The sequence below is a fragment of the Streptomyces sp. NPDC041108 genome (assembly GCF_055592645.1).
In genome coordinates, this window is record NZ_JBVIYK010000001.1 from 159,027 (window position 1) to 183,688 (window position 24,662).

Genomic DNA, 24,662 nt, shown 5'->3' on the forward strand with positions numbered 1-24,662 from the left:
GCGGCCTCAGCTCTCCCCGTGCTTCAGGACCTCTGCCAGGCTGGGCGCATTGCGGTCCCGCTCGGACATCGACGTGACCGGAAGCGGCCAGGGAATGGCGAGTTCCGGGTCGTCGAAGGCGATGGTCACGTCCTCGGACGGGTCGTGCGGACGGTCGATGCGGTACGAGGTGTCGGCGGTCGGGGTCAGGGCCTGGAAGCCGTGCGCGCAGCCCGCCGGGATGTAGAGGGTCGTCTGTGTCTCGCCGGACAGCTCGAAGAACGCCCGGCCCAGATAGGTCGGCGAGCCCGGCCGCAGGTCCACGACGACGTCGAAGATCCTCCCGTACGAGCACCGCACCAGCTTGGCCTCACCGGCGCCGGAGCGCAGATGCAGCCCGCGCACCACACCGCCCACCGAGCGGGACAGGCTGTCCTGGAGGAAGGCGTCCGGGTCCAGGCCCACCGAGCGGACCACGTCGGCGTCGAAGGTGCGGCAGAAGAAGCCGCGTTCGTCGGCGTACGGGGTCGGCTCGAAGAGGTACGCGCCGGAGATCTCCGGGACTTCCGTCGCTTTCATGGCGTCTCCTGCCGGGGGTGCTCGGGCGTGGGCGTGGGGGTGCGGGTGTGGTCGGTCGCCGGGAACAGGGCGGCCGCCAGGGCCGTGAACTGCTGGTCGAGCCGGCGGGCGACGGCCAGGTTCCGCTCGGCGAGGGTCCGCCGTGCGTCCGCCGCGTTCTTCTCCAGCTCCCGGAACTGTTCGAGCAGACGGTCGGCGTCGACCTCGCGAGCCGGGTGGCAGTACGCGTCCAGGCCCATCAGCGCCATCAGCGCCTCGCTCTTCGCCGCGTAGGCGAGGGCGAGCGTCGGGGTGCCGGCCCGCAGCGCGCAGACCAGGTTGTGGTAGCGGGTCGCCACCACGGTGTCGGCGGCCGCCGTCTCCTTCATCAGGTCGGCCAGCGAGCCGGCCTCCGCGGCGGTGACCAGCGGCGAGTCCACCGCGTCGAGGATCGCGGCGACCACCGGCGCGTCGCACGCGTCGCCCGTGAGCAGCCGGACGGGCCTGCCCTCCTCGGCCAGCGCGCGGACGAAGCGGGTCGTCCCGTCGAGGTAGCGCCGGTGGATCTCCTCTGCCCGGTCGCGGTCGTCGTCGCCGCCGTGGAAGTCCATGACACCGACGCACACACGGCCCGGCGGTCCGCCGGGCGCGCTCGGCCCCGGCGCCGGCAGGGCGAAGGCGAGGTCCGGGTGCACCGCGTCGCGCGCGGTGTCCACGCCCATCGCCCGCATCGCGTCGCGGGACAGCTCGTCCCGGTACGACCGGTGGGCGGCCAGCCGCGCCGACCAGCGCACCAGGGTCCGGGTCGCCCGGTTGCCGATCGGGCCGGCCCCGACGCCGACCAGCGCGACCCGGGTGCCGGACAGCCGGCCGCTCGCGCAGAGCAGGAACAGCGCGTACGGGAAACCCCACGGCCGCAGCGGCAGCGTGGCCTCCAGGACGCCCATGCCCGGAACGATCACCACGTCGTGCCGGCGCACCCAGGCGGCGGTGCGGAAGACGTCGACGATCTTGCCCAGACCCTTCCCCGCGATCGCGCCGGCGCGGGAGGCGGTCCGGTACTCCCCGCGGTACCAGTGCAGCCGTGTCGCGGGGATGCCGTACCGGGCCGTGACGACCTCGGGCCCGCCGCACAGCGCGTCCACGACCGCCTCCGGGTGCTCGGCGCGGAGCCGGCCGAGCACCGCCTCCAGCGACCCGTCGTTGCCGAGGTTGCCGGAGCCGAGGAGGCCGAACACCCCGACGCGCACCCGCCTCCCGGGCGCGGACGTCATGCCTGCCTGCCTTCGCGGCCGGCGACCAGGGCGTCGACGCAGACGTCGAACCGGTCCGGGTCCACCGGGGCGCGGTCCTCGACCCGCTCGCCCGCGCCCGGCCGGACCCGGCTGGTCATCCACGCGGCCAGATGGCGGTGGCACGCGCGCCGGTCGGCGGGGGACAGCGGCGCCCGCCGGATCGCCGAGACGAAACCCCACACGTACTCGGCGAGCAGCCGGGGCGTCGGGTGCAGCGGGCCCGCCCGGCGCGGGTCCAGGTTGACGCACCGGGAGCGCTTGGAGGGGTTCGCCCGCTCGGCGCGGGTGGGGTGGTCGCGGCGGAAGTACAGCAGCTCGGGCACCTGGTGGAAGGGCCCGTGCAGGGTGATCTCGGCGACGAACGTGCGGTCCGCGTGGTGGTAGCTGTCGTGCGGCTTCACCCGGCGCAGCATGTCGGCCCGCATCACCCCGTAGAAGTCGTCGCCGCCGGGCTCGAACAGGAGGCTGCGGAAGCGCTCCGGGGCGTGCGGCGAGTCGGTGGCGAGCCCGTACTCGTAGGGGACCTTCACCTTGCCGTCCTCGTCGATGACCGCCTGGTCGCTGTGCGCGAGGACCACGTCCGGCCGTTCGTCGAGTGCCTCGACACAGCGCAGCAGCAGGTCCCGGGCGTACAGGTCGTCGTGCGAGGCCCACTTGAACAGCTCGCCGCGGCACTCGGTGAACACGTAGTTGTGGTTGGGCGCGGCACCGATGTTGCGGGGCAGCCGGATGTACCGGATGCGGGAGTCCTTCGCCGCGTACCGGCGGCAGAGGTCCTCGGTCCCGTCGGTCGAGGCGTTGTCGGAGACGACCAGTTCGAAGTCCTCGTAGGTCTGGCCGAGCAGGGCGTCGAACGACTCGGCGAGGTACTCCTCGCCGTTGTAGACGGGCAGGCCGATGCTCAGCCGGGGTCGGGCGGTCATGGCGTCCTCACTTCGCGGATGGAGTCCTGGTGGTGCTCGCGCAGGGCGGAGCGCAACTGCAGCCACCACACGGCGGAACCGGAGAGGGTCGCGGCGGCGACGCCCCAGGCAGAGCCGACCGTGCCGGCCACGACCGCCCCGCCGAGGCCGCCGCCGACATAGCAGGCGGAGGCGAACAGCTGGCAGCGCAGACTGCGCCGGGCCGCGCCGAGCGCGCGCAGCCCGGCCGCCGCGCCGGTGCCGAGGCCGGCGCCCGCGACACCGAGCGTGGCGGGCACGATCAGCTGCGAGGCGGACGTCCAGACGGTGCCGAGCACGAGTTCGCCGTACCGGTCCGGCACCAGCAGCAGCGCCGCGCCCCACAGCAGTGCGGCGACGGCCTGCGCGCCGCCGAGCAGGAGGCAGAACCGGCCGAGCCGGTGCGGGGCCCGCCGCAGCACCCGGGCCGCCTCCGCGACGGTGACCAGCGACAGCCCCATCAGCACGGCGAGGAACGGGCCGAGCAGCAGCTCGGCGCCCCGGACCACACCCACCGCACCGACCCCGACGATCGCGCCGAGCCCGTACGCCCGCAGCTGGGCCGCGCCGCTGAGGCAGGTGTTCTCGACCAGGTAGCGGTAGCCGAGGTCGCGCTGGTCGCGGAGCCAGCCGCGTGCTCCGGCCAGGCGGGGACGGATGCCGGACTGGAAGCAGCCGTACACCGCGGCGACCGCGGCGGACGCGCCCCAGGCGAGTACGAACGCGGCGACCGTGCCCACGCGGGCCGCCACCACCAGGGCCGGGACGAGCGCGGCACCCCACACCAGGTCGTTGACGAACGCCTTGCGCCCGGTGCCGGCGGCGAAGAACGAGTACCGCCACGCGTCCTGCAGCAACAGCCCCGGCAGCATGACGCCGAGGCAGGCGAAGGCGGGTCCCACATGGCCGCCGGCGGCCAGTCCGACCACCAGACAGGCCGCGCCGACGATGCCGCCGACGCCGAGCGCGGTGCCCGACGAGCGCGTCACCGCCCCCCGCCAGGACGCCTCCGGCACACCGCTGAAGCGCACCACGAGCGGGTCGGTGGCCAGCCCCCGGGAGACGCTGAGCACCACGCCGTAGGTCACCCAGGCCAGGCTGAACGCGCCGAACGCGGTGAGCCCGAGCGAGCGGGCGACATGGATCCCCACCGCGAAGTTGGTCATGCTGGAGGCCGCCTGGTCGGCCAGTCCCCAGGACAGCCGGCCGAGCACGGCCCGCCGGGCGGGCCGCCCCCGGGCCGTCGCCTTCCCCTCCTCGGTGGTCATCGGCGTCATGCCTTGATCAGCCCGGCACCGTGCAGGGCGCCGGCCGCGGCGGCGACGGTGTCGAAGGGCAGCCCGGACCGCTCGGCGACGTCCAGCAGGCTGTGCTCGCCGTCGGAGAGGCTGAGCACCCACAGCATGGCCATCTGGGCCTCCTTGGCGTCGCTGCGGCCGCCGAGCGAGTCGTAGAGGCCACGCCGGCCCAGCTGCGGCTCGCCGTACGGGCTGAGGTTGACGTACCGCCGGTTGCCGTCGAGCACGGCGAACGCCTCGCGGCACAGGTCCAGCGTGTCCGTCATCGCCTCCGGGGTGACGAAGTCCGGGTTGTCCGCCGAGGTGTGGTACTCCGGGTAGCCCGCGTACGGGGTCCGGCTGAGCGAGCCGACACCGAGATCGAAGCCGGGTGAGCAGTACTGGCGCTCGTCGTAGCCGTACGGAGTGAACTCGGTGATGCGGTGCGGGCGTCCGGTGGCGTTCAGCACGTGCCGCATCACCCGGTCGATCTCCGCGTCGCCGCGTCTGCTCTGTTTGTACGTCAGGTCGCCCCGGTCGCCGGCGCAGGCCAGCACCAGGCCGTGCTTGACCCGTTCGATCCGTTCCGCGTTGCGGGCCAGCCAGGTGATCGCCCCGATGGTGCCGGGCGCGAAGACGAACCGGTAGGTGAAGTGAGGCGTCCGCTCCGCCAGCGCCCGGGCCAGGAACGTCGCCACCGCCACGCCCGCCAGATTGTCGTTGGCCAGCGACGGGTGGCAGACGTGACAGGAGACGATCACCTCGTCGGCGACCTGACCGGGGACCACGTGTTCGGCGTAGGTGAGGTGGCCGTCGGCGAGCGTGGAGTCGACGCACACCTCGTACGCGCCGTCCGGCATGGCGTCCAGGGTGTCCTGGGCGAGACAGAACCCCCACTGCGGCTTGTAGTAGCTGGTGCGGTACGGCACCCGACTCGGCTGCTCCGGCAGCGTGTACAGGTGCTCGCGCAGCTCGGCCAGCGGCATGGTCGCCGACACCGGCACGCTGTAGCCGAGCACGTGCAGGCTGGACGCGGCGAAGTCCACGACCCGGTTGCCCTCGGCGTCGGCGATGTAGGCGTCCCGGATGTTCCACTCCTGCGGCACCGTCCAGTCGAGCACCTGGGTCCCGGTCGGCACCTCGTGCACCTGGAGCGGGACGTACTCGCCGACGATGTCCAGGGTGGCGCGCACCCCGTCGCCGGTGATGCTCCGGCACAGCGGGTACAACCGCTCCACCAGCGCGTGCATCTCCTCGCCGACGGTCATCCGCGCCACCGCAGCGTGTCGTCGACGGTGCCGGCCTCGGACGCGGCCCGCAGCACGGCGAGACGGGTGAAGCGGCGCTCGAAGTCCTTTTTGGTCAGCCCGAACTTCCGGTAGGCGTCGGCGAGTTCGAGCGCGCCCCGCTTCACCGACCACTCGCAGTCGAAGCCGGGAATCGCGGCCCGGAACCGGGAGAAGTCCACCCGGTACGACCGTGGATCGGCACCGTTCTCGCCGGTGATCACCACCTTCGCGCCGGCCACCGCCTCGGCGACCTGCTCGGCGATCTCGGCGACCGTGACGTTGTTGGTCTCGGTGCCGATGTTGAACGCCCGGTCGTGCACCGCCTCGCGCGGCGCGCCCAGCGCGGCCGTGAAGGCCCGCGCGATGTCGACGGCGTGCACCAGCGGGCGCCAGGGGGTGCCGTCGGAGAGCACCAGCACCTCGCCGGACAGCAGCGCGTGGCCCACCAGGTTGTTCAGCACGATGTCGGCGCGCAGCCGGGGGGAGTGGCCGAAGGCGGTGGCGTTGCGCATGTACACCGGGCTGAAGTCGCCGTCGGCCAGCACGTGCAGGTCGTCCTCCACCCGCACCTTGGACTCGGCGTACGGCGTGACCGGGCGCAGCGGGGCGTCCTCGGCCACCAGCTCGTCACCGCCGGCGGCGCCGTACACCGAGCAGGTCGACGCGTACAGGAAGCGCCGCACCCCGGCGTCGCGGGCCAGCCGGGCCAGCCGCACGGACGCGTGGTGGTTGATGTCGTAGGTGAGCTGTGGCGCCAGCGAGCCCAACGGGTCGTTGGACAGGGCGGCCAGGTGGATCACGGCGTCCACGCCCGCCACGTGCTCGGCCGTGAGGTCGCGCAGGTCCACCCGCGCTCCCGGCGGGTCCGCCGGCCTCGGCCCCAGCACGCAGTCGGCGAACAGGCCGGCGTCGAGGCCGACGACCTCGTGCCCGGCCTCGGCGAGGACCGGGGCCATCACGGTGCCCAGGTAACCCTGGTGTCCGGTCAGGAGTACGCGCATGGTTCAACCCCCCAGGTTGAGCGTGAGTTTGGAGACGGCGAACGCCTCGGCGTAGCGCTCGTGGCATTCGATACCGCGGATCCGGGCGAGGCCGAGGAAGGCCTCCCGGTCGTACCAGGGCCGGTGGCGCTGCGAGGGGTAGTGCTCCTGCAGCAGCCGCACCTTCTGTTCGGCGGTCTCCGGCGAGAGCGGCTGGTAGGCCGCCGGACGGCCGAGGTCGCCGTCCCACTTGACGATCTCGTAGCCGAGCACGAGGTGGTCGCGGAACGCGGTGGGGATCAGCTTCGCCAGGCCCCGGTGGTCCTGGTGGGCGTCGTCGGTGCGCGGGGCCAGCACGAGGTCCGGGTCCGTCGCCGCGCGCAGCTCCTCGACCGCGGCCTTGGCCTCCTCCCAGTGCGCGGGCAGCCGGCCGTCCGGCAGCTTGTGCACGGTCAGCCGCAGGTCGGCGCCCGGGCAGAAGGCGGCGAGCGCGGCCCGCTCCTCCTGCTCCCGGTCGGTTCCGCCGCCGGTGAGCACCAGCGCGTCGACGCGCAGGCCCGGCCGCGCCAGGCACAGCGTCAGCAGGGTGCCGCCGGCGCCGATGGCGATGTCGTCGCAGTGCGCGCCCACCGCCACGACCCGGCCGGGGCGTCCGGCGCCGAGCCGGATCACGCGCCCACCCCGGTGGCGTCCCGTTCCCACACGGCCCACGGGCGCTCGCCGCGGGCGTAGGCATCGTCGAGCGCGGCCCGCTCCTTGACGGTGTCGGTCGGCTTCCAGAAGCCGCGGTGCTGGTGTGCCACCAGCCGGCCCTCCTTGGCCAGCCGCGCGCATCCGTCGGCGACCAGGTCCCCGCCCTCCGGGATGTGGTCGAAGACCTCCTGGCGGAGCACGAAATAGCCGCCGTTCTCCCACAGCGGCATGTCGCTCACCGCGGTGATGCCCCCCACCAGCCCGTCCTCGCCCAGGTCCACGCAGTGGAACGAGGACTGCGGCGGCACCACCATCATCGACGCGCCGGCGTCCCGCCGGGCGAAGGAGTCGATCATCTCCGGCAGCGGGGCGTCGGTGAGCACGTCCGCGTAGTTGGCGAGGAACATCTCGTCGCCGTCCAGGTGGTGCCGCACCCGGCGCAGCCGCTCTCCGATCGGCGACTCGACGCCGGTCTGCGCGAACGTGATCGTCCAGTCGGCTATGTCGGTGGACAGCAGCTCGGTCCGACCGCCCCGCAGCACGAAGTCGTTGGACGTCGTCTCCTCGTAGGTGAGGAAGAAGTTCTTGATGTGGTGGGCGCCGTACCCGAGGCAGAGGATGAACTCCTTGTGCCCGAAGTGCGCGTAGTAGCGCATGACGTGCCAGATCAGCGGGCGTGGGCCGACCATCGCCATCGGCTTGGGCACGTCGTCGGAGGTTCCGTTGCGCATGCGCATGCCGTAACCGCCGCAGAACAGGACGACCTTCATGCCTTGACCTCGACAATGCTCAGTTCCGGTATCGGGAAGACCAGCCGGCCGCCCCACTCGTGCACGTACGACAGCTGCTCGACCAGCTCGGCCCGCAGGTTCCACGGCAGGACCAGGACGTAGTCCGGCCTGTCGGCGGCGATCCGCTCGGGCGGCAGGATCGGGACGCGGGTGCCCGGCGTGAACCTGCCGTGCTTGTAGGGGTTGCGGTCGACGGTGTACGCCAGCAGGTCGGGCCGGATGCCGCAGTGGTTGAGCAGGGTGTTGCCCTTGCCCGGGGCGCCGTAGCCGACGACGGTCTCGCCGCGCTCGGCCGCGTCGATCAGGAACCGCAGCAGGTCCCGGCGGACCTTGGCCACCCGGGCGGAGAACTCGGTGTACCCGGACAGTTCCTGGAGCCCGGCGGCCTTCTCCCGGGCCAGCACGTCGGCGACCCGCGCGGTCGGCTCGCCGGCCGCCTCGGCCGGCCGCGCCCACAGCCGGATCGACCCGCCGTGCGTGGGCAGCAGCTCGACGTCCACGAGCGTGAGTCCGCCGCTCGCCAGCGCCCGGATCGCGGAGGCGACCGTGTAGTACTGGAAGTGCTCGTGGTAGATCGTGTCGTACTGGTTCTCCTCGATCAGGGTCAGCAGGTGCTGCACCTCGATCGAGACCCAGCCGTCGTCGGCGACCAGCGCGCGCAGCCCCCGGGTGAAGCCGACCACGTCGGGGATGTGCGCGTACACGTTGTTGGCCACGACCAGGTCCGCCGGCCCGTGCTCGGCGCGGACGGCCGAGCCGGTCTCCGGGGACAGGAACGCCGTGAGCGTGGGCACCCCCGCCTCCCGCGCCGCCGCCCCGACGTTCACCGACGGCTCGACGCCCAGGCAGCGGATCCCCCGGTCCACCACATGCCTCAGCAGGTACCCGTCGTTGCTGGCGACCTCGACCACGAAGGCGTCGGGGCCGAGGCCCACCCGCTCCACGGCGCCCGCGACGAAGGCGCGCGCGTGCTCCACCCAGGAGGTCGAGAAGGAGGAGAAGTACGCGTACTCCTCGAACGTCTCCTCCGGTGTGATCAGCGGAGGGATCTGCGCCAGCCAGCAGTCCGTGCAGACCCGCAGGTGCAGCGGGTACGCCGGCTCCGGCAGGTCCAGTCGGTCCGCGGCGAGGAAGCTCTCGCACGGCGGCGTCGCTCCCAGGTCGACGACGCTCTCCAGCGCCGTCGAGCCGCAGAGTCGGCATCCTGTCATCTACTGCCCCCATCCCGCTCGCGCGGGCGCCCCCGCCGCGAGCCAGTGCGTACGTCCCCTACCGGCGGCGGGCCGTCCCCGCCGCCGGACCGCCCCGCGATCGCGGCGCGGTACCCCTCCACCAGGTGCTCCAGCCCGACCTGCGGGCTGAAGTCCCGCTCGTACCGGCCCCGGGCCGCCCGGCCCATCGCCCGGCCCAGGGCCGGATCGGCCGTGATCCTGCGCAGACACGACGCGAGCGAGGCGGACTCGCCCGGCCGGTGCAGCAGTCCGGTCACCCCGTCCTCGACGAGTTCGACGAAGGCGCCGTGACCGGCGGCGACGGCCGGGACCCCCGCCGCCATCGCCTCCACGACCACCAGGCCGAACGCCTCCAGCCACGTCGAGGGAGCCACCACGGCGACCGAGCGCGCGACGGCCTCGCGGACCTGCGCGGTGTCGTACAGACCGACGTACCGCACGTCGTCGCGGCCCGCCGCCCAGGCGGTCACCTCCGGCTCCAGCGGCCCCGCCCCGGCGATCACCAGGGGCACCCCCACCCCGCCGCCGGCGGTCAGCTCGTCCCAGGCGGCCATCAGCAGCCGTACGCCCTTGGCCTCCGCGAGCCGGCCCAGGTACAGCAGATGCTCGCCGTCACCCTCCCGGCGCCGGCCCGGGTCGGGGACGAAGTTGTGCTTCACCGCCAGCCGCTCGGCCGGCATGCCGGAGCGCACCAGGACGTCGCGCTGCGCCGCCGAGATGCAGAAGAACCGCTCGACACCGGACCACCACCGCCGCCGGTTCACCACCAGGCTGACCGCGAGCGGCACGGTCGCCGGCCGGGAGTTCCGGTAGCAGCCGTGCCGCACGGCGGGCAGCGGCGTGGACCCGACGCACTCGGTGCACGGCCGGCCGTCGCGCTGCAGCGTGCCCGGCGGACACACCTGGGTGTAGTTGTGCAGCGTCGCGACGGCGGGCACCCCGGCGTCCGCGCAGGCGGCCAGGACCGCCGGCGACAGCAGCGGGAAGACGTTGTGGACGTGCACCACGTCCGGGCGCCCGGCGCGCAGCCGCGCGGCGAGTTCCCTGCGGACCGCCGGGTTCCACGGCACCAGCAGCGGTATCGCGGCCTTGCCCGGCAGGGACCGGGCGGCGATGTCGTCGCTGCGCCGCTCGAACACCTCGACCCGGTGGCCGGCCGTGCGCAGCAGCTCCACCTCCTGGTCGACGACCTTGTTCTCGCCGCTCGGCTGCGCCGAGGCGTAGCGGTTGTGCACCACGAGCACATGCATGGTCAGGCCGCCTCCGATCTTCGGACCCAGCGCGTGACACGCCGCCGGGGGACAGTGGGGGGCGGCAGGGCGCCGGCCTCGGCGGGCACCGCCAACAGCGAGGCGGCCACCGCCAGATGCAGCAGATACGGCGAGGCGTCGCCCAGTCCGGCCTCGGTGTACGACGCGATGCCGCAGTAGCTGATCAGGAAGATCGCGCAGGCCCTCGACAGCGACGGCGGCCGCAGCAGCGCGACCCCGCCCAGCACGACGACGATCGCCGCCACCAGCGTCACGCCGGTCATGCCCTGTTCGTGGAAGACGGCCAGCCAGCTGTTGTCGATCGGCAGCCCGCCGAAGGACTTGTCACCCAGGCCCATGCCGAACAGGTACTCCGAGGTCGTGCGGGGCGCCGCCAGCAGCGCCTCCCAGACCTTGGCCCGGCCGGTGAGGCTGGTGAAGTTCTCCTGGCTCTGCCCGCGCAGGAACCACGACCGCAGCGCGGGCCCGAACCCCACCGCGGCCACGGCGGCGCACAGCACCACCCAGGCGAAGAACCGGCGGGCGGCGGTGCTGGTCAGGAAGAGCGAGCCGATCGCCAGCACCAGCCCGATGAGCATCCCGAGCGTGGCCGTGCGGGTGTGGGTCAGCGCGAGCAGGACGAGGGACGGCACGATGACCAGTGCCGCGCTGCGCCGGTCGGTGCGGCGGCCCAGCAGGAGCAGCACGGACAGCCCGATGATCACCGCCGCGTACTGTCCGATCTGTGGCGGGGTCAGCGGCCACAGCGCCCCGACCAGCCGTCCGCCGTACAGCTCGGGCAGGGCGGCGCCCGGGGAGACGAGAGCGCCCAGGGCCACCGATCCGAGGACCACGAAGTACATCCGGATGTGCAGCCGGACGAACCTCAGCTCACCGTCCCACCAGCGGGTGAGCAGCCACAGCGTGCTGACGAAGAGCGCCAGCCGGGCGCAGCGGAACACCGCGCCGAACCCGGACTCCAGGTCCGCGCTGGAGATCACGCTCGGCACCAGCAGCAGGGTCAGCAGGAACAGGTAGGCGTTGGGGCGTACGCGCAGCCGGGGATTGACCACGAGCGCCAGCGCGAACGCGGCGACCAGCGCGCCCATCGTGACCATCTGGATGAGGGAGCGGGGCAGCGGGACGATCGTCTTCGCCCCGGCGGAGCCGAGCGTGTTGAGGACCAGCAGCCCCCAGACCGTCCCGACGATCTTCGACGTGTGGTCGGTGGCCATGTCAACCGCCCTTCCCGGCACGGTACTTGCTGCCCGTGTCCTGCCGGTACGGCGTGTCCTGCCACTGGGCGAAGTCGAGGACCCGGCTCGGGTCGTGGGCGACGAACCTCCACGGCCCCCGGTAGACGTTGTCGTGCCAGCGGTTGTGCTGCTTGCGCGTGATCGCCTCGGCCACCCGTTCGCCCCGGTAGGGCGACCAGTCCGGATAGGTGCCGTAGTTGGCCAGCACCGCCATGCGGTCGCACTTCGCCGCGCAGTCGAGGACGGACTTGTCCAGCACGAAGCGGTTGTCGTGGACGTCCACCCGCTGGGTCTTCCACCGGCAGTCGTCGTAGAGCGGCGCGGTGGCGATCGCCGGCCGCTTGCAGCGCTCGACGTCCTTCACCAGGAGCGTGCACTCGCCCGAGGAGGTGTTCGCCGGGCTGTTGCAGAACCGGTCCGCGTTCTCCCACAGGGTGATCCCGGACCAGTTGTTCTCCAGCACGTTCCGGTAGATCTCGATCTTGTCCGTGCGGGCCGGGACCCGTGGTTCGCCGCCGGACTCCGAGATGTAGACGGTCGCGAACGGGAAACTGTCGCCGCGTTCGGCGTAGTCGCGGCCCTCGGCCCAGTTGTTCCGCCGGATCCTGTTCTGCCGGACGACCGCGTTGTAGCTGGTCTCGTAGATCAGCGCGGCTCCGTCGTTGGCCTCCAGCAGGTTGCCCTCGATGCGGAAGTCGTTGTTGTTGGTGTCCGCCCACAGCCCGGCTCCGCGGTTGTCGTGCACCCAGTTGCCGCGTACGTCGGCGCCGTCGACGGCCCAGAACTTCACGCCCCCGGTGCAGCCGCAGCCCGGCCGCCGCCGCTCCCAGTCGTCCGTGTTGTTGCCCACGATCTCGTTGCCCTCGACCACCAGGCCGGTGATACGGCCGTCGGCCTTGTAGGCGTTCATGCCGTACTGGCCGTTGTCGCGCAGGCAGTTGCCGCGCACCCGCTGGCGGGCCCCGGCCATCAGCCCGGCGCCGGAGTTGTTCTGGACCGTCGAGTGCTCGATGACCCAGCCGTCGGCCGAGTCGTGGTTGACCACGCCCTCGTCGTGCGGGGCGACGAACCGCTGCACGGTCAGGTGGCGGATCGTGACCTCCCGGGCGCTGCCGCCGAACGCGTACTGGTTGGTCTTCCGCCCGTCGAGCACCGCGCCCGGCGCCCCGAGGTAGGTGTCCCCCTCCTTGGGCAGGACCTGGGCATAGCGGTCCGGCCCGAGCCGGTGCTTGCCCGGGAGCAGCCAGAACGTGGTGCCCGGCGGGTTCTCCTCGGTCTTCACCGCCAGGTCGCCGGGCACGGCGGGGTCGACCGTCACCGCGCCCGCCGGCGCCTTCGACGGCCCGTCCGCGCGCTCGGCGCACACCCCGGCCACGGCCGTGGGCGGTGCGGTGGGCGGCTTCGGCCGCGCGTCCGGCGTGCTCTCACAGCCGGTCGCCGCCAGCAGGGCCAGCACCACGGGTGCCACGGCCCGTGCCCGGTGCCGCCACGTGATCACCAAGCGTCCTCCCTAGCCCCGGAACCCGAGTACGGTGGTGAACCCCTCCACGCCGTCGGCGAAGCCCGTGCCGATCAGCGTGGTGGCGGGTTCCTTGCGGCCGAAGCCGGCCGAGTACCAGCCCAGCGGCGGGTCGCTCTCACCGCGATGCGCGCGCCAGGACAGCTGCCCGGGCAGGTCGAGCACCGCCGAGCGGTCCTCGCCGTCCCGCGTCCAGGTGAGCAGCGCGCGGTGGCCCGCCAGGTCCGCGTCGATCGCCGGGCCGAGGTGGAACGCCAGCCGCACGGCCCGGCGCGGGCCGCGCACCTCGTCGACGACCCGCAGTTCCCGGCTCGCGGCCGTCAGCTCCACCCGGCGGCGGTGCACCGAGGGCGCGTACCCGTCGTGCTCGGCGCACCAGCGGGCCACACCCTCCCCGGACGGGTCGGAGACCAGGACACGGCTGCGGGCCTGCCGCGTCCACAGGAACGGGCCGCCGGGGACGGACTGGTCACCGCCGTCCAGCTCCAGCGTGTTGTGGCCGAGGGTCGACCGGAAGTACCGCCGCCACTCCGGCTGCCCGTGGTAGCAGTACGTGCCCGGGTCGGCGAGCACGTCGACCCCGTCGTGCCGGACCTCCAGGGACAACGCGTCGGCGTGTGCGTGCGCGGCGATGGACAGGAACCCGTGCGGGCCGCCGTCGCAGCGGCACCAGATCCCCTCCGGCCCCCGCAGGACGGTCAGCCCCGCGTCGGCGAACCGGTGCGGCCGGCTCGCCGGGCGGGCCGGCGCCGGCGCCCCCTTCGCCGGGTACGGCCGGACCAGCGCGGCCAGCAGCGGGGTGCGCACGTCGGTGCCGGTCACCGCCGGCCACCAGTCCAGCCGGCCGAACACGGCCTCCCCGGTGGCCAGCAGTGAGCCCCAGCGGTCGGTGCCCGCGCCGTCGACGACCAGACCGTGCCCGTCGTCCGCGTCCCCCTGGCGCGGCGGCCGCAGCCGGTCGTCCACGACGGCCGCGAGCGCGTCCGTCATCCGCAGCAGCACCAGCCGGACCGACGCGGGCACCGGCACGCCCGCGGCGTCCGCCTCGGCCACCGCCGCCAGACCCAGCTCCAGCACCAGCCCGTGATACTCGGTGGCCAGCTCCCGGTTGAGGCCGGAGGGGAAGGTGTTGGCACGCAGCTGCCGCTCCAGCGACCGCAGCGCCTCCGCCCGCCAGCGCCCCGACGCGGGGAACCAGTCGAAGGCGCAGGACGCGGCGAACTGCCCGGCCGCTTCGGCGATCACATGGTTGTTCGCCGACGACCCCCGGCTGGGGAAGGCGGCCAGCCAGCGCTGGTGGTGCCAGATCTGCCGGCGCGCCACCGGGTTGTCCTCGAACAGCCCGGCCGCGCCCGGCCAGCCGTCCAGCAGCCGGCGCACCCACACCCAGGACAGCAGCCGGATGCCCAGCTCGATGCCGCTGGTCCAGTGCACCCCGCGCAGCGGGGCGTTGGCCGACCACCACGACCGCAGATGCGAGGCCACCCGCTCGGCGTACCGCTCGTCCCCGGTGACCGCGAAGGCGGCGGCGAGCACGGTGAGGTACTGATGCCGGGACAGCTCCCAGATCTGCTTGATGTCCCCGACCGCGTCCTCGTCCCGGTACGGCACGTCGAAGGCGTAGCCCCAGGGAGCCCGGCGTCCGGTCTTCGGGTCGTGGCACCAGTCCGGGTCGGCCAGGTCGTCGCGGACCACCCCGAAGAACTCGGCGTGCCCGGCCAGCAGCCGGTCCGCCTCGGCGACCAGACGCTTCGCGGCGTCCGGCGGCACCGCGGCGACGGCCCGCGGGGGCAGTACGGCGGTGAACCGGGCCCCGGTCACGTCCGGGCTCACGGGCGGCACCGACCGCCACCGCCGCCTGCGCACCGTGTCGCCCACCCGGCCGGCGACCTCCTGGGGTCCCATCCGGGACAACCGCCGGAGGTACCAGCCCGGACTCCCCGAGCTGACCGTCACAGGGTCCTCGCCAACGTCACCGGCGCGCCGCCGGCCAGGCCGGCCCCCACGGCGAGGGTGGCCGCCGTGGTGGCGACCAGCGACTCCAGCGGCACCGGCATCGGCCCGCCCGTCCGCACGGCCTTGACGAACGCGGCCAGTTCGGCGTTCTGGCCCTTGTCCCGGGCCTTGGGCAGCCGTGAACTGACCCACCGCTTGCGGTCGTAGACCGAGGCACGGACGAAGTCGTCGAGCCGGAGCACCCTGCCGTCCGCGATCAGGTCCAGCGTCTCCTTGGGGAAGCCGGACGAGCCGCTGGTGACGTAGCTGATGGCCGCGGTGGAGCCGTCCGGGTAGCGCAGCACGACCTGCAGGTCCTCGTTGCCGGGCGTGGCCGTCGCGTACACCGAGACCGGGTCGGCGTCGAGCAGCCAGCTCGCCGTGTCGACGAAGTGCCCGCCCTCGCCGGCGAACCGCGAGCCCTCGGTGCCCTGCCGGAGGTACCAGCTGCCGTGGTCCAGGCGGCCCGCGTTGACCAGGTAGCGCAGGCTCGCCGGTCCGGTCCGGGCGCCGAACCGCTGCTTCGCCTCCCGCAGCAGCGGCGCGAACCGGCGGTTGAAGCCCACCTGCAGCCGGTCGTTGCCGGACTCCTCCACCGCCGCGAGCACCCCGGCCAGCTCCTCCTCGGTGAGCGCCAGCGGCTTCTCCACGAACACGGCCTTGCCGGCCAGCAGCGCCCTGCGGGTCAGTTCGGCGTGCGAGCTGTGCCGGGTGACCACGAACACCGCGTCCACCGACGGGTCGCCGAGCACGGTGTCGAGGTCGGTGGTCGCCCCGGCGAAGCCGAACTTGCGCTGCGCGTTCGCCGCGGACAGCGCCGTCGTGGTGACGACCGTGGACAGTTCGACGCCCTCGCGGCCCGCCAGATGCGGCAGCAGCATCGACGTCGCGTAGTTCCCCGCGCCGACGAACGCCAGCCGCACCGGCGCCCCGGCCGCGCGGGCCGGGGCGGTCCCGGCGCCGCCGCGCCGCACCGCGGGCACGGCCACCGCCGGGGCCACCGCCTCCTCCGGTTTCTCCGGCTCCTCCTTCTGGCCGGGGTACCGGAACAGCACCGCCACGGCCTTCAGGTCACCGTCCTTCAGGCCGCGGTACGTCTCCACCGCGTCGTCGAAGGGGGCCGTGTGGGAGATCAGGGGCTCCACGTCGACCCGGCCGCGGGCGAGGAGACCGAGGAAACACGCCAGGTTGCGGCGCTCGGTCCAGCGCACGTAGCCGATCGGGTAGTCCCGCCCCTCCAGTTCGTACGCCGGGTCGTAGCGCCCGGGGCCGTACGACCGGGAGAACCGGACGTCCAGCTCCTTCTCGTAGTACGCGTTCCACGGCAGGTCCAGCCGGCACTTGCCGATGTCGACGACCCGGCCGCGGTCCCGGCACAGCCGGGCGGCCAGCTCGACGGGCTGGTTGCTCGCGCCGCCGGCCGCCAGGTACACCTGGTCCACGCCGTGGCCGTCGGTGAGTTCGGCGACGGCGTGCGCCACGGCCGCGGAGTCGGGGTCGCCGCAGGCGGCGGCCCCCAGGCGCTCGGCCAGCTCGCAGCGCGCCGGGTCGGGGTCGACCCCGACGACCCGGACGCCCGACGCGGTCAGCAGCTGCGCCACCAGCTGCCCGATCAGCCCGAGGCCGATGACCAGCGCCACCTCGCCGAGCTGCGGCTCGCCCTGGCGGACGCCCTGCATCGCGATCGACCCGACGGTGCCGAAGGCCGCGTACCGGGGCGCGAGGCCGTCCGGCACCGGGGCGTAGAGGTTCTTCGGCACCCAGTTCAGCTCGGCGTGCAGCGCGTGCTCGTTGCCGGCGCAGGCCACGAGGTCGCCGGCCTTCACGTCGTCGATGCCGGCGCCGACCTGCTCGACCACCCCGCACAGCGAGTAGCCCAGCGGTGTGTAGGAGTCCAGCTTGCCCATCACCTTGCGGTAGGTGGGGCCCACCCCGTTGGTGGCCACGCTCTGCACGACCTTGGCCACCTGGTCCGGGCGCGAGCGGGCCTTGCCCACCATCGACATGCCGGCCTCGGACACCTTCATCAGCTCGGTACCGGTGGAGATCAGCGAGTAGGCGGACCTCACCAGCACACCGCCCGGCTTGCGCCCCGGCACCGGCACGTCGAGCAGCGCCAACTCGCCGCTCTTGTAGTTCTGCACTACCTGTTTCACCCGAAGTCCTCTTGTCTCTACGCCGTCAGGGAGCGGTCCGGCCGGAGCCGGAGACCGCGCCGCGATACCAGTACTCGAGGGTCAGCACATGCCACAGATGCTTGGAGTTGTCCCGGTGCCCGGCGGCGTCCTCGGCGACGAGCCGTCGCAGCGCGTCGCGGCGCAGGAAACCGGACCGGACGAGTTCGCCGTCGTTCACCACCTCGCGCACCAGCGGCGCCAGGTCCCGGCTCATCCAGGCCCGCAGCGGGGCGCTGAACAGGCCCTTGGGCCGGTACACGATCTCCCGGGGCAGGATCGAGCAGGCGGCCTCCTTCAGGACGGCCTTGCCCTGCCGGCCGACGATCTTGCGGTCGCCGGGCACGGCGAACGCCGCCCTGACCACCTCGACGTCCACGTACGGGACCCGCACCTCCGTCGACGCGGCCATGCTGGAGCGGTCCGTGTAGGCGAGGTTCAGGCCCGGCAGGAACATCCGGGCGTCGCCCAGGCACATGCGGTTGACGAAGTCGTCGAGGTCGTTGTCCCGGTAGACGTCCGCGTGCTCGGTCAGCACGTCGTCGACCGTCCCGGCCAGGTCCGGATCGATCAGGGCCAGCAGCTCGTCCTGGTCGTACATGGTGTAGCTGCGCCGGAACGCGGTCTCCTCCGGCAGATCGGCGAAGGAGAGGAACCGTTTGGCGAAGCGCACCGACCGGTACCCCCGGCGGGCCGAGGCCACCGGCAGCCGGTCCACGGCCGCGGACAGCCCGCGCCGCAGGGGCCGGGGGACGCGCTGGTAGCGCAGCGCGAGCAGATTGGCCAGGTGCTTGCGGTACCCGGCGAACAGCTCGTCGGCGCCCATCCCCGACAGCATCACCTTGACCCCGGCCTCCCGGGCGGCCGAGCAGATCAGGAAGGTGTTGATCGCGGCGGGGTCGCCGATCGGCTCGTCCAGGTGGTACGTCATCCGGGGCAGCAGGTCGAGCACGTCCGGCGCGATCTCGATCTCGTGCAGGTCGACGCCGAACCGCTCGGCCACCTGCCGGGCGTACCGCAGATCGTCCGGCATCGCCTCGAACCTGGCGTCCTCGGCGCGGAACCCGATCGTGTAGGCGGAGATCCCGGGCCGGTCGCGGGCCGCCAGCGCGGTCAGATAGCTGGAGTCCAGCCCGCCGGAGAGGAACGTCGCCACGGGCACGTCGGACAGCAGATGGCGCCGGGTCGACTCCTCGACGACGGCCGCGAGGTCCGGCTGTTCCCCGGCGAGGGCGCGGTCCCTGCCCTCGGCGGCGACGTCCCGCAGATTCCAGAACCGGCCGCGCTCCACCCGGCCGTCGGCCCGGCACCGCAGCCAGCTCCCCGGCGGCAGCTTCTCCGCCTCACGGAACGCGCACCGTGAGTCCGGCACCCAGTAGTACAGCAGCGAGGCCACCAGCGCCGCGTGGTCCACCTCCAGCGACCTGCCCGTCACGGCGGCCAGCGCCTTCAGCTCGGAGGCGAACACCAGCCCCTCGCCGCGCCGCAGCAGGAACAGCGGCTTGATGCCGAGCTGGTCGCGGGCGAGCACCAGGTCACCGGTGCGCTCGTCGAAGATCCCGAACGCGAACATCCCGCGCAGCCGGGGCAGACAGTCCGTGCCCCACCGCCGCCAGGCCTCCAGCAGCACCTCGGAGTCGGAGGTGCCGCGGAAGCGCACCCCGGCGGCCGTCAGCTCGGCGCGCAGCTCGGGCGCGTTGTACAGCTCTCCGTTGTACGTCAGGGCGAGGCCGTCCGAGACCATCGGCTGGGCCCCGGTCTCGGAGAGGTCGATGATGGCCAGCCGACGGTGCCCGAGGTGCACCTCGCCGTCACCGACGGGGTGGCTGTACCGGCCGGCCCCGTCCGGACCACGATGGGCGAGGACGTCGGTGAGCCGGTCGGTCACGTCCTTGCCGTCGGGCCATCGGTACGTACCTGCGATGCCGCACATGTGCTACCGCGCCTCCTGGTCGCTGTCCGGGACCCGCTCCGCCCACATCGGCAGCCGTTCCGTCCGCCGTCGGCCTGTTCCGTTCGGGCGGCCCTGCCGTTCGTTGCGGCCGCGCGCCGCGCCGTGCGGGCCGTCCCACAGCGTGCCGTCGGTCCGGTCCCGCGGGTCGGGGTCGATCAGTACCACCCCGGCCACCGCGATGTGCTGGTCCGCGAGCTGCCGCGCCACGGTGTGCAGCCACGCGACGCTGCCGTGCCCGGCCCGCACGACGAGCACCGTCCGCGTGCCGAGGTACTGCAGGTCGGTCCACGCCGTGCCGGGCGCCACCGAGCCGACGCCGATCCTGAGGTCCTCGGGCGCCAGGTCCGCGGCTCGCGCGCCGTCGACCACGGCCGGGTCTCCCGGCTTCGGGCGGCGGCCCGCGAGCTGCCGGCCGGGCAGCCCGTCGACGACGGCCACCGGCCCCTCGGCCGCAAGTGCCCTCGCGAGGTCCAGGGCGATCTCGCTCGCGTTGCGGGCACAGCCCAGCTCCAGCAGCGACAGGGGGTCCGTCGAGCCGCGTACGGCGCGGGTCAGGGTGAGGGTGAGCCGTTCGCGTGCGCCCCGGGTCGATCGGCGCCGCCACAGCCAGGGCGACCGGCGGGGCAGCTCCGAGAGGACCGAGGCGCCCAGGTGCGCGGCGATGTCCCGGCGCAGGACCGGGCGGTCCGCCACCACCGTGCCGACCGCGGCCACCGCGAGCCCGAGGGCGAGCCCGAGGGCGAGCCCGATCGCCGCGTCGGTGGCGGCGGTCCCGGGCAGCGAGTGCCGCACCGCGCGCGGCGCGTCCACGATCTGGGTGCCGGCGACCAGTTGGGGTGTGCCGATGCGTGCCTCGGCCGCCCGCTGGTCGAAGTCGGAGATGCGGGAGGTGAGTTCGGCCCGGCGGGCGAAGAGGGACTCCATGTCCGCCGAGGCGGTCGGGTCGCTGTCCGGTGTGCCGTTCCCGATGGCCTTGTTGACCTTGGCGAGGTCGGCCCGTATCCGGTCACGCTGGTCGAGCAGGGCCTTGGCCTCCGCGTTCGCGGCCTCCTGTATCCGCCGCACGTGGTCGGCGACGAACGCGTCGGCCAGTGCCTTCGCACGGGCCACCGCCACCGCGTCGCTCTCCCCGGTCACCTCGATCTGCAGCAGGTTGTTGGTCAGGCCGACGCCGGCGTAGTCCTCCATGAAGTCCTCCGGCTTCTCCGGGGAACCGAGGGACTTCAGGGCCTTGCCGGCGATCCGGGTGGTCTGCAGCAGGGCGACGTCGGTGCGGATCAGCGTGCCGGGGTCGTTGGGCTGGTCCTCCTGGTGCGCGACCAGCACCTTGGTCACCGCGGTCGGCTGCGGCGGCAGCAGGACCGCCACCCCCGCGCCGCCGAGCAGCCCCAGCAGTGCCATGGAGCCCCAGAGCCGGCGCCGCCTGCGCACCGACACCACCAGCCCCTGCAGGTCCAGCAGTGGGGCGGCGGCCGACGACTCCGGAGTCGTACTCGTCGTCACCGTGCACCTCTTCTCGCGTCCTCGCCGACCGCGAACGCGGGCGTCACTGCCTCCGGCGCCGGTCCGGCGGACCGGGCCTTACGCGCCCGGACCGGGCCGGCGAGGACGATGCCGACGATCTCGTGCCTGGCGTCCGCGCACGCCTCGGTGATGCCCGCCAGCTCCCCGGCGGTCCAGCTGCCCGCGCTGAGCACGACCAGGACACCCGACTCGTGGGCGCGGTCCGGCACCATCGGCCGGGCCACCGCAACCCCCACCACCCGCAGCAGCGGATCGCTCCCGGCCTCGACGACGAGCCGTTCGGCGGCCCTGCGGGCGGTCTCGTCGCCGTCCGGGACGACGACCAGCAGCCGCCGGGGGGCCGGCAGCTGCTCCCGCAGGCGGCCGCACACCCGCCGGTAGCGGATCTGTCTGCTGGCCTCGTCACCGGACGTCCGCGGGGCCGGCAGGTCCCACCGGACGTCGACGCCCAGCAGCCGGCGGACGAGTGCCCCCGGGCCACGGCCTCCCGGCCGGTGCGCGGACCGTCCGACAGGTACGTCGACGGCGCCCAGCAGCGCCGAACCCAGCGCCGCCGCGATCTCCGTCCCGGTCCGCAGCCGGCGGCTCATCCGGGCGGCGACGAGATGGCCGGCGACCGTGAGCAGGAAGAACAGCAGGGCCCCGGCGGCGATGAGCTGGGTCCTGGTCGGCGGGGCCTCGCCGACCGGCCGGGCCGCGGATCCCATGACCACCAGGTTGGCGGCCTGCTCGTCGGCAGGGTCGGCCTGGTCCAGCTTGTCGATGGCCTCCTGCAGCGCGGTGCGCAGCTTCGCCAGCTCGGTGCGGGTCTGCACGCTCTCCACGGTCTCTCCCGAACCTGCCCGTTCGGCCAGCTCGGTGATGCGGCGGCTGGTCTTCTTCACGGTCTGCCGCAGTGCCTCGGGAGCCCCGGCCTCGGGGTCGGCGCTCTCGCCCGCGACCTGCTTGGCGAAGGCGACGAACTGCCGGGCCACCTGGTCGGAGAGGTGCTGGGCGCGCTCCGGGGTGTCGGCGGTGCCCGAGATCTTGATGATGTTCCCGTCGGTGGCCTTGGCGCTGACGTGCTCCCGCACCTCGCCGCCGTCGACCCCGGTCCAGCCGAGCGCGGTGGCCGCGCGGTCGACCACCACCGAACTGGTCGCGATCTCCGCCTGTGTCAGCAGCTCGCGCTCCTCCCACGCCCCCGGCAGCAGCACCGACGCCGACGTCGTGTACCGCGGCGGAAGCAGCAGGGAAGTGCCGTGGCCGACGAGCGCGCCCACCACGGTGAGGATGATGAGCAGCCGTCGGCGCCGGCGGATAATCCGCCCGATCGTGACCAGGCGTATCGTGTCATCGCTCAACGGCGCGGCCTCTTTCCCGGCCGGTCCGTGTCGCTCGCGCCCGCCGCGCCCGCCGCGCCCGCCGAGGCCGTGCCGCTCGCCGGGCTCGGGGGACGGTCGCCGCAGGCCGCGGCGTACGCGGCGAGCAGTGACCGCTGGGAGTTGCTCCAGGACAGCGCCCCGCCGATCCGCTCCTGGCCGATCTTGCCCATGCGGGCCCGCTGCTCCGGATCGTCCAGCAGCCCCGCGACGAGCCCGGCGAAGGCCGACTCGTCGTTGGCCGGAGCGTAGACGGCCGCCTCACCGGCGGAGACCCGCGCCTCCCGGAGGTCGAACGACACGATCGGCCGGCCCATGACCATGTACTCCAGCACCTTGTTCATGGTCGACACGTCGTTGAGCGGGTTGCGCGGGTCGGGGGAGAGGCACACGTCCGCGGTGGACAGGTAGCGCGCCAGGTCGGCGTCCGGGATGCGCCCGGTGAACTCCACCCGGTCCGCGAGCCCGAGCCGCCGGGACAGCTCCACCATCGCGTCGAAGGTGTCACCGGCGCCGACGAACACGGCGTGCCAGTCCGTCCGTCCGAGTTCGTCGCGCAGCTTGGCCAGCGCCCGCAGCGCGTAGTCGACGCCGTCCTGCGGACCCATGACGCCGAGGTAGCACAGCAGATGGGGCTTGCCGCGCTTCAACTCCGGCTCGGGCGGCACGGGGTGGAACCGGCCGGTGTCGGGGGCGCTGCGCACCACGAAGACGTCCCCCGGCCGCTTGCCGCCGCGGCGCACCGCGACGTCCCGGTAGCTCTCGTTCGTGGCGAGCACGACGTCCGCGGCCCGGTAGGTCCGCCGCTCCAGCGCGCACACGGCGCGGTAGAGCAGGTCCTCGCCGCGGTCGAACCGCGACAGGTACAGCTCGGGCACCAGGTCGTGCTGGTCGAAGACGAAGCGAGCGCCGCGCCGTTTCATCCACAGGGCCGGCAGGAACAGCAGGTCGGGCGGGTTGCAGGCGTGGACCACGTCCACCGGTCCGACCTTCCGGGCCAGCCGGACCGTGTGCCACAACGCCGAGCCGTACTCCCGCAGATAGCCGGACGGTCCCCCGGTGGCCGCGCGCAACGGGTAGCGGTGGATCCGCACCCCGTCGATCTCCGCCTCGGGTTCGGTGTCCCGCTTGGTCCCCTGCGGGCAGATGACGTGCACCGTCCAGCCCGCGTCGCGCAGTGTCGTGCACTCCTGCCACACCCGCCGGTCGAACGGCACCGACAGGTTCTCCACCAGAATCAGCGCGCGCCGGTCCGGCCGGCTCTCGCGCTTCGTGTCACCAGGCAAGGCCCACGTACCCCGGTTCGGCCCGGCGCGCGTCGGCGTCGGGAAGGTGGACGAGGTCGACGATCACTCGGTCGCCGCCGTGGGGCAGCGCCGACAGCACGGCCGGGTCCCTGGTCCCGACCAGGATCACCTCGGCGTGTTCGAGCACCTCCTCGACGGAGTCCGCGAGCAGCTGCGCGAGGTGCGGCAGCCGGGTCTCGATGTACTCGCGGTTGGCGCCGAGCAACCGGGAGAGGCTCACGTTGGCGTCGTAGATCTTCAGGTCGTACCCCTTGCCGAACAGCCTCTCCGCCAGTTCGACGAGCGGGCTCTCGCGCAGGTCGTCGGTGCCGGGTTTGAAGGACAGCCCGAACAGTCCCGCCCGGCGCCTGCCGGTGCGCTCGACCAGCTCCACCGCGCGCTGCAGATGGTCGGCGTTGGAGGGCAGCACATGGGACAGGATGGGCACGGACACGTCGGCCCGCTGGGCCGCGTGGACCAGGCTGCGCAGGTCCTTGGGCAGACAGGAGCCGCCGAAGGCGAACCCGGGCCGCAGGTAGGCGGGGCTGATGTTCAGCTTGCGGTCGGCCAGGAACACGTCCATCACCTGGTGCGAGTCCACGCCGAGGGCGTGGCACACCGCGCCCAGTTCGTTCGCGAAGCCGATCTTGAGGCCGTGGAACGCGTTGTCCGCGTACTTGATCGCCTCGGCCGTCGGGACCGGCACCCGGAAGACCTCGCCGGGCAGGCCGTCGTAGAGCGCGAGCACCGCGTCGCCGCTCGCCGCGTCGAGTTCACCGATGACGGTCTTCGGCGGGTCGAAGAAGTCCTTGACGCTCGTGCCCTCGCGCAGGAACTCGGGGTTGACCGCGACCCCGATGTCCACCCCGGCCGTGCCGCCGACGTACTTCTCCAGGATCGGCACCAGCAGGTTGAGGCAGGTGCCCGGGAGCATGGTGCTGCGGAACACGACGGTGTGCCGCCCGCCCCGTTCGGCGAGCGCGGCGCCGATCTCCTCGGTGACCCGCTCCAGATACGTGGTGCACAGGCTGCCGTTGGGCTCTGAGGGCGTGCCCACGCAGACCAGCGACACCTCGCTGTCCGTGATCGCCTCACGGACGTCGGCGGTGGCGCGCAGCGCACCGGTCCGCACGACCTCGGCGATCAGTTCACCGATCCGCTCCTCCACCACCGGGGCCTTGCCGTCGTTGACCAGGTCGACCTTCACCTGGTTCACGTCCACCCCGATGACCTCGTGCCCCATGCTGGCCAGGCACGCGGCCGACACGCAGCCCACGTAGCCGAGCCCGAAAACGCTGACTCTCATGA

At 73.3% G+C, this 24,662-nt stretch carries 19 protein-coding genes; all 19 read right to left on the minus strand.

Annotated elements, in window-relative coordinates:
- Window positions 1-6 precede the first annotated feature (6 nt).
- Genes ACZ6BB_RS00645 through ACZ6BB_RS00735 form a run of 19 tightly spaced genes read right to left on the minus strand, consistent with a single transcriptional unit; the run spans window position 7 to window position 24,660 of the window.
- The gene (locus tag ACZ6BB_RS00645; protein ID WP_471613151.1) at window positions 7-558 is read right to left on the minus strand and encodes a dTDP-4-dehydrorhamnose 3,5-epimerase family protein; all 552 of its coding nucleotides are present in this window, start codon (window positions 556-558) and stop codon (window positions 7-9) included.
- Window positions 555-1,811 (minus strand): polysaccharide pyruvyl transferase family protein, encoded by a 1,257-nt coding sequence (locus ACZ6BB_RS00650; RefSeq protein WP_471613152.1) that lies wholly within the window; start codon window positions 1,809-1,811, stop codon window positions 555-557. The genes ACZ6BB_RS00645 and ACZ6BB_RS00650 overlap by 4 nt, the downstream gene beginning before the upstream one ends.
- Entirely contained in the window at window positions 1,808-2,755 is a 948-nt protein-coding gene (locus ACZ6BB_RS00655) for a glycosyltransferase family 2 protein (protein ID WP_471613153.1), read from the minus strand. The genes ACZ6BB_RS00650 and ACZ6BB_RS00655 overlap by 4 nt, the downstream gene beginning before the upstream one ends.
- Window positions 2,752-4,050, minus strand: coding sequence for a hypothetical protein (locus ACZ6BB_RS00660; RefSeq protein WP_471613154.1), 1,299 nt, complete (start codon window positions 4,048-4,050; stop codon window positions 2,752-2,754). The genes ACZ6BB_RS00655 and ACZ6BB_RS00660 overlap by 4 nt, the downstream gene beginning before the upstream one ends.
- Window positions 4,047-5,318 carry a DUF4910 domain-containing protein gene (locus ACZ6BB_RS00665; protein WP_471613155.1) on the minus strand — a complete coding sequence of 424 codons (1,272 nt, stop codon included), beginning with the start codon at window positions 5,316-5,318 and terminating at the stop codon, window positions 4,047-4,049. Before ACZ6BB_RS00665 ends, ACZ6BB_RS00660 begins: the two co-directional genes overlap by 4 nt.
- Window positions 5,315-6,340, minus strand: a complete 1,026-nt coding sequence (locus ACZ6BB_RS00670) for an NAD-dependent epimerase/dehydratase family protein (protein ID WP_471613156.1) — start codon at window positions 6,338-6,340, stop codon at window positions 5,315-5,317. The genes ACZ6BB_RS00665 and ACZ6BB_RS00670 overlap by 4 nt, the downstream gene beginning before the upstream one ends.
- A 3-nt stretch (window positions 6,341-6,343) precedes the next feature.
- Window positions 6,344-6,991 carry a PIG-L deacetylase family protein gene (locus ACZ6BB_RS00675; protein WP_471613157.1) on the minus strand — a complete coding sequence of 216 codons (648 nt, stop codon included), beginning with the start codon at window positions 6,989-6,991 and terminating at the stop codon, window positions 6,344-6,346.
- Window positions 6,988-7,782, minus strand: a complete 795-nt coding sequence (locus tag ACZ6BB_RS00680; RefSeq protein ID WP_471613158.1) for a sugar phosphate nucleotidyltransferase — start codon at window positions 7,780-7,782, stop codon at window positions 6,988-6,990. Before ACZ6BB_RS00680 ends, ACZ6BB_RS00675 begins: the two co-directional genes overlap by 4 nt.
- Window positions 7,779-9,014 carry a class I SAM-dependent methyltransferase gene (locus tag ACZ6BB_RS00685; protein WP_471613159.1) on the minus strand — a complete coding sequence of 412 codons (1,236 nt, stop codon included), beginning with the start codon at window positions 9,012-9,014 and terminating at the stop codon, window positions 7,779-7,781. Before ACZ6BB_RS00685 ends, ACZ6BB_RS00680 begins: the two co-directional genes overlap by 4 nt.
- Window positions 9,011-10,285: a glycosyltransferase gene (locus ACZ6BB_RS00690; RefSeq protein WP_471613160.1), complete on the minus strand. Its 1,275-nt coding sequence runs from the start codon at window positions 10,283-10,285 to the stop codon at window positions 9,011-9,013. Before ACZ6BB_RS00690 ends, ACZ6BB_RS00685 begins: the two co-directional genes overlap by 4 nt.
- A 2-nt stretch (window positions 10,286-10,287) precedes the next feature.
- On the minus strand, window positions 10,288-11,520 hold the full coding sequence (locus ACZ6BB_RS00695) for an O-antigen ligase domain-containing protein (RefSeq protein ID WP_471613161.1): 1,233 nt from the start codon (window positions 11,518-11,520) through the stop codon (window positions 10,288-10,290).
- A 1-nt stretch (window position 11,521) separates the two neighbouring features.
- Window positions 11,522-13,042, minus strand: coding sequence for a right-handed parallel beta-helix repeat-containing protein (locus tag ACZ6BB_RS00700; RefSeq protein ID WP_471613162.1), 1,521 nt, complete (start codon window positions 13,040-13,042; stop codon window positions 11,522-11,524).
- Window positions 13,043-13,051: 9 nt separating this feature from the next.
- Window positions 13,052-14,965 (minus strand): heparinase II/III family protein, encoded by a 1,914-nt coding sequence (locus ACZ6BB_RS00705; protein WP_471613163.1) that lies wholly within the window; start codon window positions 14,963-14,965, stop codon window positions 13,052-13,054.
- A 47-nt stretch (window positions 14,966-15,012) separates the two neighbouring features.
- Entirely contained in the window at window positions 15,013-17,211 is a 2,199-nt protein-coding gene (locus ACZ6BB_RS00710) for a bi-domain-containing oxidoreductase (RefSeq protein WP_471613164.1), read from the minus strand.
- A gap of 25 nt (window positions 17,212-17,236) precedes the next feature.
- Complete coding sequence (gene asnB / locus ACZ6BB_RS00715; protein ID WP_471613165.1) at window positions 17,237-19,162, minus strand: asparagine synthase (glutamine-hydrolyzing); 1,926 nt, start codon at window positions 19,160-19,162, stop codon at window positions 17,237-17,239.
- A 3-nt stretch (window positions 19,163-19,165) separates the two neighbouring features.
- Window positions 19,166-20,686: a Wzz/FepE/Etk N-terminal domain-containing protein gene (locus ACZ6BB_RS00720; RefSeq protein WP_471613166.1), complete on the minus strand. Its 1,521-nt coding sequence runs from the start codon at window positions 20,684-20,686 to the stop codon at window positions 19,166-19,168.
- Window positions 20,683-22,050, minus strand: coding sequence for a Wzz/FepE/Etk N-terminal domain-containing protein (locus tag ACZ6BB_RS00725; RefSeq protein ID WP_471613167.1), 1,368 nt, complete (start codon window positions 22,048-22,050; stop codon window positions 20,683-20,685). Before ACZ6BB_RS00725 ends, ACZ6BB_RS00720 begins: the two co-directional genes overlap by 4 nt.
- The gene (locus ACZ6BB_RS00730; RefSeq protein WP_471613168.1) at window positions 22,047-23,354 is read right to left on the minus strand and encodes a glycosyltransferase family 4 protein; all 1,308 of its coding nucleotides are present in this window, start codon (window positions 23,352-23,354) and stop codon (window positions 22,047-22,049) included. Before ACZ6BB_RS00730 ends, ACZ6BB_RS00725 begins: the two co-directional genes overlap by 4 nt.
- Window positions 23,344-24,660: a nucleotide sugar dehydrogenase gene (locus ACZ6BB_RS00735; RefSeq protein ID WP_471613169.1), complete on the minus strand. Its 1,317-nt coding sequence runs from the start codon at window positions 24,658-24,660 to the stop codon at window positions 23,344-23,346. Before ACZ6BB_RS00735 ends, ACZ6BB_RS00730 begins: the two co-directional genes overlap by 11 nt.
- Between the last annotated feature and the right edge of the window lie 2 nt (window positions 24,661-24,662).